This window comes from Streptomyces geranii (genome assembly GCF_002954775.1).
GTDB lineage: Bacteria > Actinomycetota > Actinomycetes > Streptomycetales > Streptomycetaceae > Streptomyces > Streptomyces geranii.
The window spans coordinates 1-14,210 of record NZ_PJME01000096.1; the positions used below are offsets into that span (position 1 = coordinate 1).

The following is a 14,210-nucleotide window of genomic DNA, read 5'->3' on the forward strand; positions in this document are numbered from 1 at the left end:
AAAGGTCGCGCTGAACGCGCTCGTCCTCAAGCGCCGGACGGGCTGAAATACCTGCACCTGGGCTGGGTAGCTGACCGTAAACGGGTGGGTTGGCGGGAAAGACTCGGGCTGGGCGTCCGGCGCCCTCCGGGGACCTACCCGCGCTGCTGCCCGTACCCCTTGAGGCGCTCCCCCGCCCTCCTCACCTGGTCCTCCGACAACAGGGTCGGGGTCCTGCCCGGGAGGGCGGATGCCGTCAGCCAGACTCTGCACATCCATTCCAGTTGGGCCGTGCGGTCGTATGCCTGGGCGAGGGTTTTGCCGTAGGTGATCGTGCCGTGGTTCTGGAGGAGGCAGGCCGTTCGGGCGGTCAGGGCCTGGAGCGTGTTCTCGGCCAACTCCTCCGTGCCGTATGTCGCATACGGGGCGACTCGGACCGGGCCGCCGAGGTCCGCCGCCATGTAATGGATCAGCGGCAGCTCTCGTACCAGCGTCGAGACGGCCGTCGCGTGGACCGCGTGGGTGTGGACGATCGCGGCGGCGTCCGTCGCGCGGTAGACGGCCAGATGCATGGGGAGTTCGCTCGTCGGGGTCAGGGTGCCGTGGAGGCGGCGGCCGGTCAGGTCGACGGCGACGATGTCGTCGGGGGCCAGGCGGTCGTACGGGACGCCGGACGGGGTGACCAGGACCGTGTCGCCGACCCGCGCGGAGACGTTGCCCGAGGTGCCGACCACCAGTCCGTCGGTCACCGTACGGCAGGCCGTCGTGACGACCTCGGACCAGGCTCGGGCCAGCTCGTCGGACACCGGACGCCCCTCCCCCGTAGGCACCGTCTGTGCGCTGTCCCGCACGTCACGTCCGTTTCCTCGCTGCTCAGCCATGCCGTGATCCTGCCAGGCGGCGGGGTGAGCCCGTGTCGGGGCGAGAGCACTGTAGGGCCGAACTCCGTCAGGCGTAAGGGCGCATATGCGCACACATCGGCGCCCGCGCGCGCTTTGGCCTGAGACCGCCCGACTTCCGATGATCTTCCAGTAGCCTCCTGGAGATTTGTCGCACGCGCCGCCATTCCGGGGGGACACATGGCCCGCAATCCCAAGCCTTTTCAGGCCTTTCAGTCCGCTTGGTCCGTTCAGCGGCGCTTTCGCGTTCTCGCTGCCGCCACCGCCGCGATCGCCCTCGGCGGCACCGTTCTGACCGAGATTCCGGTCTCCGCCGCCGCCAAGCCCAAGGGGCACGACGTCTCGTCGCACCAGAAGGACGTCGACTGGGCGTCCGCCAAGGCGAAGGGCGCCACCTTCGTCTACGTCAAGGCGACCGAGTCCCACACCTACCGCAACCCGTACTTCAGTCAGCAGTACGACGGTTCGCGGGCCGCGGGGCTGATCCGCGGCGCCTATCACTTCGCCCTGCCGGACAAGTCCTCCGGCATCACCCAGGCCCGGCACTTCGTGCGCAACGGTGGGGCCTGGCGGGCGGACGGGTGGACGCTGCCGCCCGCGCTCGACATCGAGTACAACCCGTACGGGAAGCAGAAGTGCTACGGCCTCAGCAAGGCCGGGATGGCGAGCTGGATCACCGCCTTCAGCAACGAGGTCGACCGGCTCACCGGGCGCCGTCCGGTGATCTACACGACCGCCCACTGGTGGAACAACTGCACGAACAGCAGCACGGTCTTCACCTCGAAGCACGCCCTCTGGCTGGCCCGTTACAACGCGGCCGACGCCGGTGCGCTGCCGTCCGGCGGCTGGAAGTTCTGGACCTTCTGGCAGTACGACAACAGCGGCACGCTCCCGGGTGATCAGAATCTCTTCAACGGGACGCCCGCCCAGCTCAAGCAGTTCGCGAAGGGGGCATAGGGAGGGGCGCAGGAAGGGGCTTCGGGAGGGGTACAGGGGGGCTTGCGCGTTGGGCGCCTGCCTCGCGCCGCCTCAAGTCACTCACCATCCTCCGCCAGTTCATCTTCCGTTCATCCAGGTTGCTTACGGTCCACCAGCCACTGACGTCCCGAAGAAATCTGGGTAAATGGAAAGCTTCTCGCTGATCCTCGCGATCGTGGTCGTCACCGCGCTCGCGTTCGATTTCACGAACGGTTTCCACGACACCGCCAACGCGATGGCCACCACCATCTCGACCGGTGCGCTCAAGCCCAAGGTCGCGGTGGCCATGTCGGCCGTCCTCAACCTCGTGGGCGCCTTCCTCTCCGTGGAGGTCGCCAACACGATCTCCAAGGGGCTCGTCGACGAGAGCGGTATCCGTCCCGAGGTGATCTTCGCGGCGCTGGTCGGCGCGATCCTGTGGAATCTGCTGACCTGGCTGGTCGGGCTGCCGTCCAGTTCCTCGCACGCCCTGATGGGCGGTCTGATCGGCGCGACCATCGCCTCGGCCGGCGCGGGCGCGGTGCACGGGGACGTCCTGGTGACGAAGGTGCTGATCCCGGCGATCGCCGCCCCGATCGTGGCGGGCATCGCGGCCATGCTGGCGACCCGGCTGTCGTACAAGCTCGGTGCCAAGCGGGCCGAGGGCAAGGCGGCCGAGAAGGGGTACCGGGCCGGTCAGATCGCCTCCGCGGGCCTGGTGTCGCTGGCCCACGGCACGAACGACGCGCAGAAGACGATGGGCATCATCACCCTCGCCCTGGTCGCCGGTGGCGCCGTCGCGCCCGACTCCGACCCTCCTGTGTGGGTCATCCTCTCCGCGGGTCTGGCCATCGCGCTCGGCACGTATCTGGGTGGCTGGCGCATCATCCGCACCATGGGCAAGGGCCTGACCGACCTCCAGCCCCAGCAGGGCTTCGCCGCCCAGACCAGCGCGGCGACCGTCATCCTGGCCTCCTCCCACCTCGGTTTCTCCCTCTCCACCACGCACTCGGTGTCGGGTTCGGTGATGGGCGCGGGCCTCGGCCGCAAGGGCGGCGTGGTCCGCTGGTCGACGGCGACCCGGATGTTCGTCGCGTGGGGACTGACGCTGCCCGCCGCCGCGCTGGTCGGTGCGGTGGCGGAGTGGGTCACCGGGTTCGGGGACTGGGGTACGGCCCTGGTCGCCGTCTTCCTCATCGCCTCCAGCGCGGCGATCTGGGTCGCGTCCCGCCGCGGCGATGTCGTCGACCACACGAACGTCAACGACGTCGACGACAGCCCCGCCATCGAAATCGCGGCCCCCGCGGGTGAGGTGCCCCTGACGGCCACCATCCCGAGCCCGGCCGAGGTCACGGCGAAGCCGTCGGCGACCGCCCTCTGAGTCCGGTTCCCCGTTTCTCCATCCGGTCCCGGTCCAAGTCCTGCTCCAAGTCCTGCTCCAAGTCCTGGTCCTAGCAAGGAAGAAGCAACATGAAGATCGACTGGGCGGCCCTCGGCTCCGTCTTCGGTGTGAGCCTCGTCATCACGGTGGCCGTGGTGGGCGTGTTCACGCTGGGCATCGTCGGGCTGTCGCGGCACGAGCGGGCGGTGGCGGACGGCGGGTCGGCGGCGCCGGCGGTCGCGGGGGCGTACGCCTGCTTCGCCGCCTGCGCCGCGGTGGTGGCGTACGGGATCTATCTGATCGTGGCCTGAGGGCCCCTTCCTTTCCAGGTCAACGGCAAGTTGACGGGTGTTCCGGGCCCGTGGTGGACTGCCGGGGCCATGTACGGCGGCAGCAGAGGAAGCCGGTGCGAATCCGGCGCGGTCCCGCCACTGTCACCGGGGGTAGGTAACCCCGGGAGCCAGGAACTCTCACCGCCGGTCTCGTCGAACCAGGGCGTGGACACCCTGAGTGAGGACATACCGCCATGCTCGCCTGCCGTTCGAGGTACAGCACCCGCGCACCCAGGTCGCTGCCCGACCCCACGGCCGGCTGAGCCGATGCGTGCCGATCGCGTCTTCGCGTACGGCGCCACCGCCGGGCTCCTCGGTGATCTGCTGCTGGGCGATCCGCGTCGCGGGCATCCGGTCGCCGCGTTCGGGCGGGCCGCCGGTGCCGTCGAGCGGGTGCTGTGGCGGGACCACCGGGGGTGGGGCGCGCTGCACACCGCCGTGTGCGTGGGCGGCGCCGTCTCGCTCGCCGTGGCGGCCGGTCGTGTCGTACGTCCCTCCCGTACCGCTTCCGTCGCGCTGACCGCAGCCGCCACCTGGGCCGTCGTCGGCGGCACCTCGCTCGGCCGGGAGGCGCGGGCCGTCGGGTACGCCCTGGAAGTCGGGGACGTCGAAGGGGCCAGGGCACGGCTGCCGCATCTCTGCGGGCGTGATCCGCAGGCCCTCGACTCCGCCGGGATGGCCCGGGCGGTCGTCGAGTCCGTCGCCGAGAACACCTCCGACGCCGTGGTGGGCGCCCTGGTCTGGGGCGCCGTGGGCGGGGTGCCCGGGCTGGTCGGGTTCCGGGCCGTCAACACCCTGGACGCCATGGTCGGGCACCGGTCCGAGAGATACCGGCGGTACGGCTGGGCCTCCGCCCGGCTCGACGACCTCGCCGGCTGGCCGGGGGCGCGGCTGACCGCCGTACTCGCCGCCGTGGCCGGTGCCGATCCGCGCGGGGCCGTACGGGCCTGGCGTGCCGACGCCCACCGTCACCCGAGCCCGAACGCCGGGCCCGTCGAGGCGTCCTTCGCGGGGGCGTTGGGGGTGCGGCTGGGCGGGACGCTGTCCTACGGAGGGCGGGTCGAGCACCGGCCCGTGCTCAACGGGGAGCGCGGGCGGGACGTCGGTGTGCGGGACGTCGAGCGGGCCGTACGGCTGTCCCGGCGGGTCGGCTGGCTGGCCCTCGGGGTCAGTGTCGCCGCGCGGTTGATGGTCAAGGGGCGTACGTCGTGAGCGGTGGGGCCCTGGGGGGCGGGCTGCTGGTCGCCGGGACCACCTCCGACGCGGGGAAGAGTGTCGTCACCGCCGGGATCTGCCGGTGGCTGGTGCGGCAGGGGGTCAAGGTCGCGCCGTTCAAGGCGCAGAACATGTCCCTCAACTCCTTCGTGACCCGTGAGGGCGCCGAGATCGGGCGGGCCCAGGCCATGCAGGCGCAGGCCTGCCGGATCGAGCCGACGGCGCTCATGAACCCCGTACTGCTGAAGCCCGGCGGCGACCAGAGCAGTCAGGTCGTGCTCATGGGGAAGCCCGTGGGTGAGATGAGTGCGCGCGGGTATCACGGGGGCCGGCAGCAGCGGCTGCTCGGGACGGTGCTGGAGTGTCTGGCCGAGCTGCGGGGCACGTACGACGCGGTGATCTGCGAGGGGGCGGGGAGTCCGGCGGAGATCAATCTGCGGCGGACCGACATCGTCAACATGGGGATAGCCAGGAATGCCCGGCTTCCCGTACTGGTCGTCGGGGACATCGACCGGGGCGGTGTCTTCGCGTCCTTCTTCGGGACCGTCGCCCTGCTGTCCCCCGAGGACCAGGCGCTGGTGGCCGGGTTCCTCGTCAACAAGTTCCGCGGTGACGTCACCCTGCTGGAACCCGGCCTCGACATGCTTCTCGGGCTCACCGGGCGGCGGACGTACGGCGTGCTGCCGTTCCGGCACGGGCTCGGGATCGACGAGGAGGACGGGCTGCGGGTGTCCTTGCGCGGCACGGTCCGGGAGTCGAACGTCTCCCCGCCGGTCGGCGAGGACGTGCTGCGGGTCGCCGTCTGCGCGATCCCCCTGATGTCCAACTTCACCGACGTGGACGCCCTCGCCGCCGAACCGGGCGTCGTGGTGCGGTTCGTGGACCGGCCCGAGGAACTCGCCGACGCCGACCTCGTCGTCGTACCGGGCACCCGGGGCACGGTCAAGGCGCTCGCGTGGCTGCGCGAGCGCGGTCTCGCGGACGCCATCGCGCGCCGCGCCGCCGAGGGACGGCCCGTGCTCGGCATCTGTGGCGGCTTCCAGATCCTCGGCGAGCGGATCGAGGACGACGTCGAGTCGCGGGCCGGGCTGGTCGAGGGTCTCGGGGTGCTGCCCGTAAGGGTGCGGTTCGCCCGTGAGAAGACCCTGACCCGGCCGGTCGGCAGCGCCCTCGGCGAACACGTCGAGGGGTACGAGATCCATCACGGCGTCGCCGAGGTCCTGGGCGGGGATGCCTTCCTTGACGGCTGCCAGGTCGGCGGCGTGTGGGGCACGCACTGGCACGGGTCGCTGGAGTCGGACGGGTTCCGGCGGGCGTTCCTGCGCGAGGTGGCCGCCGCCTCGGGCCGCCGTTTCGTCCCGGCCCCCGACACCTCCTTCGCCGGGCTGCGCGAGGAACAGCTCGACCGGCTCGGCGACCTCGTCGAACAGCACGCGGACACGGACGCGCTCTGGCGGCTCATCGAGTCGGGTCCGCCGGGCGGACTGCCCTTCATCCCACCGGGAGCGCCCGCATGAGCACACGGGAGCACCCTCACGAGCACACGAGCACAGCCGCATGAGCACAGTCGTATGAGCACAGCCGAAGGAGTGAAGGAGTGATCGCCGCATGACTACCGCCTTTCCGTTCACGGCCGTCGTGGGCCAGGACGATCTGCGGCTCGCGCTGCTGCTCAACGCGGTGTCCCCACGCGTGGGCGGCGTACTCGTCCGCGGCGAGAAAGGGACCGCCAAGTCCACCGCCGTACGCGCCCTCTCCGCGCTGCTGCCCGTGGTCGACGTCGTCGCCGGCTGCCGTTTCTCCTGCGACCCCGCCGACCCCGACCCGGCCTGCCCGGACGGCCCGCACGAGGCCGGCGCCCAGGAGTCCCGCGCCGCCCGCATGGTCGAACTGCCCGTCGGCGCCTCCGAGGACCGCCTCGTCGGCGCCCTCGACATCGAACGGGCGCTCTCGGAGGGCGTGAAGGCGTTCGAGCCGGGCCTGCTGGCCGACGCGCACCGCGGGATCCTGTACGTCGACGAGGTCAACCTCCTCCACGACCACCTGGTCGACCTGCTGTTGGACGCGGCGGCGATGGGTGCCTCGTACGTCGAACGCGAGGGCGTCTCCGTACGGCATGCCGCGCGCTTCCTGCTCGTCGGGACCATGAACCCCGAAGAGGGCGAACTGCGGCCCCAGTTGCTCGACCGGTTCGGGCTGACCGTCGAGGTCGCGGCCTCGCGGGAGCCCGATCAGCGGGTCGAGGTGGTGCGACGGCGGCTGGCGTACGACGACGATCCCGCCGGGTTCGCCACGCGCTGGGCCGACGAGGAGTCCGCCGTACGGGCCCGGGTCGTGGCCGCGCGGGAGTTGCTGCCCTCCGTTCAGCTGGGCGACGCGGCGTTGCGGCAGATCGCGGCGACCTGTGCCGCCTTCGAGGTGGACGGGATGCGCGCCGACATCGTCATGGCGCGGACGGCGGTCGCGCTGGCGGCCTGGGCGGGACGTACGGACGTCCTCGCGGAGGATGTGCGACAGGCCGCGCTGCTCGCGCTGCCGCATCGGCGGCGGCGGAATCCCTTTGACGCGCCGGGACTTGACCAGGACAAGCTCGACGAGACGTTGGAGGAGTTCGGCGCGCAGGAACCGGACCCGGAACCGGATAGGGGGGCAGGTGCGGGTGAGGTCGAGGGGGACGACGAGGAACCCGACCCCGACCCTGATCCCGGGTCGGGCGGGCCCGGTGGTGGCGGTGACGGCGGTGGTGACGGGGCTCCGGAGTCCGGCGGCCCGCAGGGGGCCGGGGGCGGGGAGCAGCGGCCCGTGCGGGCCGGGGAGCCGTTCCGGACCAAGGCGTTGAGCGTGCCCGGTGTGGGTGAGGGGGCCGCCGGGCGGCGTTCGCGGGCGCGGACCGAGCGAGGGCGTACGACAGGGGCCCGACGGCCCCAAGGGGCGCTCACCAAGCTGCACTTGGCGGCCACCGTGCAGGCCGCCGCGCCGCATCAGCGGGCAAGGGGCCGCGCGGGGACCGGACTTGTCGTGCGCCGGGACGATCTCCGGCAGGCGGTGCGGGAGGGGCACGAGTCCAACCTCGTGCTGTTCGTCGTGGACGCCTCCGGGTCGATGGCGGCCCGGCAGCGGATGACCGCCATGAAGGGCGCGGTGCTGTCGCTGCTGCTCGACGCCTATCAACGGCGGGACAAGGTAGGGCTCGTGACGTTCCGTGGGGCGGGGGCCGAGGTCGCGTTGCCGCCCACCTCGTCCGTCGACGCGGCGGCGGCCCGGCTGGAGTCGCTGCCCACGGGCGGGCGGACGCCGCTGGCCGCCGGGCTGCTCAGGGCGCACGATGTGCTGCGGGTCGAGCGGATGCGCGATCCGGCCCGGCGGGCGCTGGTCGTGGTCGTGACGGACGGACGTGCCACCGGCGGGCCCGAGCCGGTCGCCCTCGGGGCGCGGGCGGCCCGGCTGTTCGCGGCCGAGGGGATCGCCTCGGTCGTCGTCGACTGCGAGGCCGGGATGGTGCGGCTCGGGCTCGCCGCGCAACTCGCCGGTGAGCTGGGGGGTTCCGTCGTGACGCTCGACGAGTTGCGCGCCGACTCGATCGCCGGGCTGGTCAAGGACGTTCAGGGCAACAACAGGCAGCAGAGCAGCAGGAGGGCCGCGTAATGCCTCAAGGACAGCCGAGTGTCGTGCCGGAGGACGGGCTGACGACCAGGCAGCGCCGCAACCGGCCGCTCGTGATGGTGCATACGGGAGTGGGGAAGGGCAAGTCCACCGCCGCTTTCGGGCTCGCGCTGCGCGCCTGGAACCAGGGGTGGCCGATCGGGGTGTTCCAGTTCGTCAAGTCGGCGAAGTGGAAGGTCGGGGAGGAGAACGCGCTGCGCGTGCTGGGGGCCAGCGGGGAGGGCGGCTCCGTCGACTGGCACAAGATGGGCGAGGGCTGGTCCTGGGTGCAGCGCGACGACCAGGTCGACAACGAGGAGAAGGCCCGGGAGGGCTGGGAGCAGGTCAAGCGGGACCTCGCCGCCGAGACGTACAAGCTGTACGTGCTGGACGAGTTCGCCTATCCCATGCACTGGGGGTGGGTCGATGTCGACGAGGTGGTCCAGGTGCTGCGGGACCGGCCGGGGACCCAGCATGTGGTGATCACCGGGCGGAACGCGCCGGAGAAGCTGGTGGAGTTCGCGGATCTGGTGACGGACATGTCCAAGGTCAAGCATCCGATGGACGCTGGGCAGAAGGGGCAGCGGGGGATCGAGTGGTGAGCAAGTGGTGATCTGGCTGTGCTGAGTTCTTCGTCGTCTTCGTCCTCGTCTTCGTCTTCGTCTTCGTCCTCGTCTTCGCTTTCGTCCTCTATTCCGCGGTTGGTCGTCGCCGCGCCCTCCTCCGGCAGTGGCAAGACCACCGTCGCTACGGGGCTGATGGCCGCGTTCGCCGCGCGCGGGCTCGCCGTGTCTCCGCACAAGGTCGGGCCTGACTACATCGACCCCGGGTACCACTCGCTCGCCACCGGGCGGGTCGGGCGGAACCTCGACGCCTACATGTGCGGGGCCGAGATGGTCGGGCCGTTGTTCGTGCACGGGGCTCGCGGGTGCGACATCGCCGTGGTCGAGGGCGTGATGGGGCTGTACGACGGTGCCGCCGGCGAGGGCGAACTGGCGTCCACCGCCCATGTCGCCAAGCTGCTGCGGGCGCCGGTGGTGCTGGTCGTCGACGCGTCCTCGCAGTCCCGGTCGGTGGCGGCACTGGTGCACGGGTTCGTGTCGTGGGACCCGGATGTGCGGGTCGGGGGCGTGATCCTCAACAAGGTCGCGTCGGAACGGCACGAGGAGATGTTGCGGGAGGCCCTGGAGTCGGTGGGGGTGCCGGTGATGGGGGTGCTTCGGCGGGCTCCGCAGGTGGAGACTCCGTCGCGGCATCTGGGGCTGGTACCGGTTGCCGAGCGGCGCGGGGATGCGGTGGCGGCGGTTGCCGCGATGGGGGCGCAGGTTTCGGCTGGGTGTGATCTTGAAGCGTTGTGGGGGTTGGCTCGGGGGGCTGGGGGGCTTGCTTGTGAGGAGTGGGATGCGGGGGAGGCTTTGGATTTCTCGCCCCCGCTGCCCCAAACGCCGGACGGGCTGAAAAGCCCCCCGGACGGGCTGAAAGCTCCCGTCGTTGCCCTTGCCGGTGGGGCCGCGTTCACCTTCTCCTATGCCGAGCAGGCCGAGTTGTTGCGGGCCGCGGGGGCCGAGGTGGTCGTGTTCGATCCGCTTCGGGACGAGCAACTGCCCGACGGGACGGGCGGGTTGGTCATCGGGGGTGGGTTTCCTGAGGTGTTCGCCGCCGAGCTGTCCGCCAACGAGGCCCTGCGCAAGTCCGTCGCCGCCCTCGCGGAGAGCGGTGCGCCGATCGCGGCCGAGTGTGCCGGACTGCTGTATCTCTGCCGGGAGTTGGACGGGCTGCCCATGTGCGGGGTGTTCGACGCCACCGCCCGGATGAGTCAGCGGCTCACCCTCGGCTACCGGGACGCCGTGGCCGTCAGCGACAGTCCGCTCGCGGCGGCCGGTACCCGGATGCGGGGGCACGAGTTCCACCGGACGGTCGTCGAGCCCGGGGCCGGGGCGACTCCCGCCTGGGGCCTGCGTACGCCGGTCCGGCGGGTCGAGGGGTTCGTGGAGCGCGGGGTGCACGCGAGCTATCTGCACACGCACTGGGCGGCTGCGCCCGGGGTCGCCCGTAGGTTCGTGGAAAGCTGCCGGACGTCATGACCCGGTGCGCCGGCTCAGCCCGAGACTCCCACCACCAGCCAGATGAACGCCACGCCCGCGACCGTGCACAGCACCGTCGAGCGGGCGGGGTGGTCGTGGTGGGCCTCGGGGAGGATCTCGGCGGCGGCGAGATAGAGGAGTACGCCGCCGAAGAGGCCGAGATAGCAGCCGAGCGCCTGTTCGGGGATCGTGAAGAGGAGCGTCGAGGCGGCGCCCACGACGGGGGCAGCCGCGTCGGCGAACAGCATCGCCAAGGCCTTGCGGCGGGCGTTCCCGTACAGGCTGGTGATCGTGTAGGTGTTGAAGCCGTCGGCGAAGTCGTGGGCGATCACCGCGAGCGCGACGGCGAGGCCCATACCGCCGCCCACCTGAAAGGCGGCGCCGATCGCGACACCGTCCATCGCGCTGTGGCCGACCATGGCCGCGGCGGCCGTCAGGCCCACCTGGGGCGTCCGGCCGTTGTGCTCACCGGCGCCCGTGCCGGCGCCGTGCGCGGCCTGGCGTACGGCGAGGAGACGTTCCACCAGATGGGCCAGCAGGAAGCCGGTGACGAAGAGCAGCAGTGCGGCCGGTACGCCGAAGACCTCCTCGCCCGCCGCGTCCAGTGCCTCGGGCAGCAGGTCGAGGCCGACGACACCCAGCATCAGGCCGCCGGCCAGGCCAAGGACGAGGTGGCGGCGGTCGGTCACACGCAGTGCCGTCCAGCCGCCGGCCAGCGTCATCAGGAACGCGCCGAGCGCGACGAAGACCGCCATGTGCCCTTGCTATCCGATCAACCGGCCTTCGCGCACGTTCGCCGCCCCGCGCGCGGTCACCGACATTCCGCGTAATCCGTTTCCATGTCCGTTTCCATGACTCCCGCAGCATGCTCCATACGAGAGGATCCCGCCCCCATGGCTGACACGGCCGACGCCGCCCGCACCGGCGGCGCTCCCGAACATGTGGGCGAGGAGACGGCTGTGCGGCTGATCGGGGCGCGGTCGTCGTCCCTCGTCGTCGGGGTGGGTGCCGCCAAGGGGGTCTCGGTCGACGAGGTGTTCGAGCTGGTCGAGGGGGTCCTGGCCGAGGTGGGGCTCGACTCCGTGGACTGTGTCGTCGCGCTGGCCACCCTTGACACGAAGGCGGCCGAGCCGGGGATCGTCGGGGCCGCCGAGCGGCTGGGGGTGCCTGTGCTGGTGTACTCCGCCGAAGAGCTGGCCGAGGTCCCGGTACCGAATCCCTCCGACGCGTCCCTCACCGCCGTGGGCACGCCTTCGGTGGCGGAGGCCGCCGCGTTGGCGGGCGGGGGCGAACTCCTCGTACCCAAGAGGAAGTCGAAGGGTGCGGACGGGGCGCCGGGGAGGGTGACCTGCGCGGTCGTGCGACGGCCGGTGCGTGCCCCTTGGAGGCGGGGAGCGTGGGCGACATGAGGGCGGTCATGATCGCTGACGGCTTCGTGGGCCGTAGGGTCATGTGTCGGGGGGATCTCGGGGTGGGGGTGGAGCTGGGAGCGCCTGCCGTCCGGGAGTGGTCGGGATCCTCTCCTTCTACTTCTCCCTCCCCTTTCTTCCTCTCCCCCTCCCTTCACGACAACCACCTTGAGTTCCAGCCCACTTCACCGTCCGTCGCACAGTTCGAGGAGCCATCGTGATCACCCCGCCGCCGCCCGCCCTGCTCATCGCCGGTCACGGCACCCGGGACGAGGTCGCAGCCGAGGCGTTCCGGGAATTCGTACGGGAGTTGGGGCGTCGTAATCCCGAACTGGCCGTCGCGGGCGGCTTCGTCGGTCTGGCCTCGCCGACGTTGGGTGAGGCTGTGGACGGGCTGGTCGAGCGGGGGGTGCAGGGGTTCACTGCCGTTCCGCTGGCGCTGGTGGCCGGTGGGGGCGGTCAGGGGGACATTCCTGGTGCGTACGGGCGTGCGCTGGGGCCGCATCCCGCGCTGCTCGCGGTGCTGGAGCGGCGGGTCGAGGAGGCGTTGGGCGGGGGTGGGGTGCGCAGACCCGGCGATCGGGCCGATGTCACCGTGCTGCTGGTCGGGGCCGGGTCCGGCGACCCGGACGCCAATGCCGAGGTGGTCCGGGCGGCTCGGCTGCTGTGGGAGGGGCGGGGGTACGCCGGTGTGGAGACGGCGTTCGTGTCGCTCGCGGCGCCGGACGTACCGTCGGGGCTCGACCGGTGTGTGCGGTTGGGGGCGGGCAGGGTCGTCGTGCTGCCCTACTTCCTGTTCGACGGGAGCCTGCCGGAACGGGTCCGGCAGCAGACGGAGGGCTGGGCTGCCGTGCACCCGGAGGTGGAGGTGCGGTCCGCCGAAGTCATCGGTGCCGAGCGGGAGTTGTTCGAGCTGGTGATGGAGCGGTATCGGGAGGTTGTGCAGGGGGCAGCGCAAGGGGTTTCGCGGGGTGAACTGCTGGTGGGCAGCGGCCTGCCTGGTTTCCGACGTGACGGTGAGGTAGGACTCGTGTTTCAGGAATCGTGTTTCCATCCGGACGACGACAGCCCCCACTCCGGTCACCGTCATGGCCGGCACTTCCAAGGACACTCGCACTCCCATGCACACTGAGAGAGACTCCGGCGCACACGATCTGCGGCACCACGGAGACGCCGAAGTCCGTGACGACGGCGCCCAGTTGGTCGATCTCGCCGTCAACGTCCGGACCGGCACTCCCCCGGCCTGGCTGCGCGAGCACATCGCCGGGTCGCTGGGCGGGCTCGCCGCGTATCCCGACGGGCGGGGCGCTCGGGCGGCGGTCGCTGCGCGGCACGGGGTGCCGGTGGAGCGGGTACTGCTCACCGCCGGGGCGGCTGAGGCGTTCGTGCTACTGGCGCGGGCGCTGAAGGTACGGCGGCCGGTGGTCGTGCATCCGCAGTTCACTGAGCCGGAGGCCGCGTTGCTGGACGCCGGGCACAGTGTCGAGCGGGTGCTGTTGCGCGCGGAGAACGGGTTCCGGCTCGACCCGGCGCTCGTGCCCGAGGACGCCGACCTGGTGGTCATCGGCAACCCGACCAATCCGACGTCGATACTGCATCCGGCGGGTGTCGTCGCTCGACTCGCGCGTCCTGGGCGGACGTTGGTGGTCGACGAGGCGTTCATGGACGCGGTGCCGGGTGAGCGGGAGGCGCTCGCGGGGCGGGTGGATGTGCCCGGGCTGGTGGTGTTGCGGAGCCTCACGAAGACGTGGGGGCTCGCGGGGTTGCGGATCGGGTATGTGCTGGCGGCGCCGGAGACGGTGGTCGAGCTGGAGCGGGCGCAGCCGTTGTGGCCGGTGTCCACGCCCGCGTTGGCCGCTGCGGAGGCCTGTGTTTCTGAGCGGGCGTTGGCGGAGGCGGCGGCTGCGGCGGTGCGGATCGCTGCGGATCGGGCTCATCTGGTGGCGGGGTTGGCTGAGTTCGGGGCGGATGGGGTGCGGGTGGTGGGGGCGGCCGAGGGGCCGTTCGTGTTGGTGCGGGTGCCTCGGGGGGATGTGGTGCGGGGGCATTTGCGGGGGTTGGGGTATGCGGTGCGGCGGGGGGATACGTTTCCTGGGTTGGGGGAGGGGTGGGTGCGGTGGGGGAGGGGTGGGTGCGGGTGGCTGTGCGGGATCGGGTGACGGTGAACGGGTTTTTGCAGGCGTTTGATCAGGCGGTGATGTTGGCGGGGCGGTGAGTTTTCCTTCGCCCCCGCCGCCCCTACCCGTTCCCATCCCTGGGGGCTGCCGCCCCGGACCCCCGCTTTGCCCTCAAGCGCCGGACGGGCTGGGGGG

Annotated in this window: 11 protein-coding genes, 2 pseudogenes and 1 riboswitch; of the genes and pseudogenes, 11 read left to right on the plus strand and 2 right to left on the minus strand. The window is 71.5% G+C overall.

What is annotated here, in order from left to right:
• Nucleotides 1-134 precede the first annotated feature (134 nt).
• Nucleotides 135-860 (minus strand): class II aldolase/adducin family protein, encoded by a 726-nt coding sequence (locus CW359_RS44445; RefSeq protein ID WP_105975963.1) that lies wholly within the window; start codon nucleotides 858-860, stop codon nucleotides 135-137.
• A 198-nt stretch (nucleotides 861-1,058) separates the two neighbouring features.
• Between CW359_RS44445 and CW359_RS44450 the strand changes: the two genes are divergently transcribed.
• From CW359_RS44450 to CW359_RS44485, 8 genes are all read left to right on the plus strand, one after another.
• Nucleotides 1,059-1,835, plus strand: coding sequence for a lysozyme (locus CW359_RS44450; RefSeq protein WP_105975964.1), 777 nt, complete (start codon nucleotides 1,059-1,061; stop codon nucleotides 1,833-1,835).
• A 166-nt stretch (nucleotides 1,836-2,001) separates the two neighbouring features.
• Complete coding sequence (locus CW359_RS44455; protein WP_105975965.1) at nucleotides 2,002-3,216, plus strand: inorganic phosphate transporter; 1,215 nt, start codon at nucleotides 2,002-2,004, stop codon at nucleotides 3,214-3,216.
• Nucleotides 3,217-3,305: 89 nt separating this feature from the next.
• The gene (locus tag CW359_RS44460) at nucleotides 3,306-3,527 is read left to right on the plus strand and encodes a hypothetical protein (RefSeq protein WP_105975966.1); all 222 of its coding nucleotides are present in this window, start codon (nucleotides 3,306-3,308) and stop codon (nucleotides 3,525-3,527) included.
• A 37-nt stretch (nucleotides 3,528-3,564) separates the two neighbouring features.
• A riboswitch (cobalamin riboswitch) is annotated at nucleotides 3,565-3,705 on the plus strand.
• 110 nt (nucleotides 3,706-3,815) lie between these two features.
• Nucleotides 3,816-4,760, plus strand: coding sequence for a cobalamin biosynthesis protein (locus CW359_RS44465; protein WP_105975967.1), 945 nt, complete (start codon nucleotides 3,816-3,818; stop codon nucleotides 4,758-4,760).
• Nucleotides 4,761-4,771: 11 nt separating this feature from the next.
• A complete protein-coding gene (locus CW359_RS44470; protein ID WP_105975974.1) occupies nucleotides 4,772-6,280 on the plus strand; it encodes a cobyric acid synthase in 1,509 nt (502 codons plus the stop codon).
• Between the two features lie 91 nt (nucleotides 6,281-6,371).
• Nucleotides 6,372-8,408 (plus strand): putative cobaltochelatase, encoded by a 2,037-nt coding sequence (locus CW359_RS44475; protein WP_105975968.1) that lies wholly within the window; start codon nucleotides 6,372-6,374, stop codon nucleotides 8,406-8,408.
• Entirely contained in the window at nucleotides 8,408-9,007 is a 600-nt protein-coding gene (cobO, locus tag CW359_RS44480) for a cob(I)yrinic acid a,c-diamide adenosyltransferase (protein WP_105975969.1), read from the plus strand. The genes CW359_RS44475 and cobO overlap by 1 nt, the downstream gene beginning before the upstream one ends.
• A gap of 90 nt (nucleotides 9,008-9,097) precedes the next feature.
• Nucleotides 9,098-10,489 (plus strand): cobyrinic acid a,c-diamide synthase CobB, encoded by a 1,392-nt coding sequence (locus CW359_RS44485; protein ID WP_232838884.1) that lies wholly within the window; start codon nucleotides 9,098-9,100, stop codon nucleotides 10,487-10,489.
• Between the two features lie 14 nt (nucleotides 10,490-10,503).
• Here the strand turns inward: CW359_RS44485 and CW359_RS44490 are convergent, their stop codons facing one another.
• The gene (locus CW359_RS44490) at nucleotides 10,504-11,244 is read right to left on the minus strand and encodes a ZIP family metal transporter (protein WP_105975971.1); all 741 of its coding nucleotides are present in this window, start codon (nucleotides 11,242-11,244) and stop codon (nucleotides 10,504-10,506) included.
• Between the two features lie 222 nt (nucleotides 11,245-11,466).
• On the opposite strand from CW359_RS44490, the pseudogene CW359_RS44495 reads away from it, so the two are divergent.
• The 3 genes and pseudogenes from CW359_RS44495 to cobC form a co-directional block, all read left to right on the plus strand.
• Nucleotides 11,467-11,865 (plus strand): annotated as a pseudogene (locus CW359_RS44495) (cobalamin biosynthesis protein); the annotation flags it as partial.
• 253 nt (nucleotides 11,866-12,118) lie between these two features.
• On the plus strand, nucleotides 12,119-13,030 hold the full coding sequence (locus CW359_RS44505) for a sirohydrochlorin chelatase (protein ID WP_105975975.1): 912 nt from the start codon (nucleotides 12,119-12,121) through the stop codon (nucleotides 13,028-13,030).
• Nucleotides 12,987-14,113, plus strand: a pseudogene (cobC, locus tag CW359_RS44510) (Rv2231c family pyridoxal phosphate-dependent protein CobC). The gene CW359_RS44505 and the pseudogene cobC overlap by 44 nt, the downstream one beginning before the upstream one ends.
• Nucleotides 14,114-14,210 lie beyond the last annotated feature (97 nt).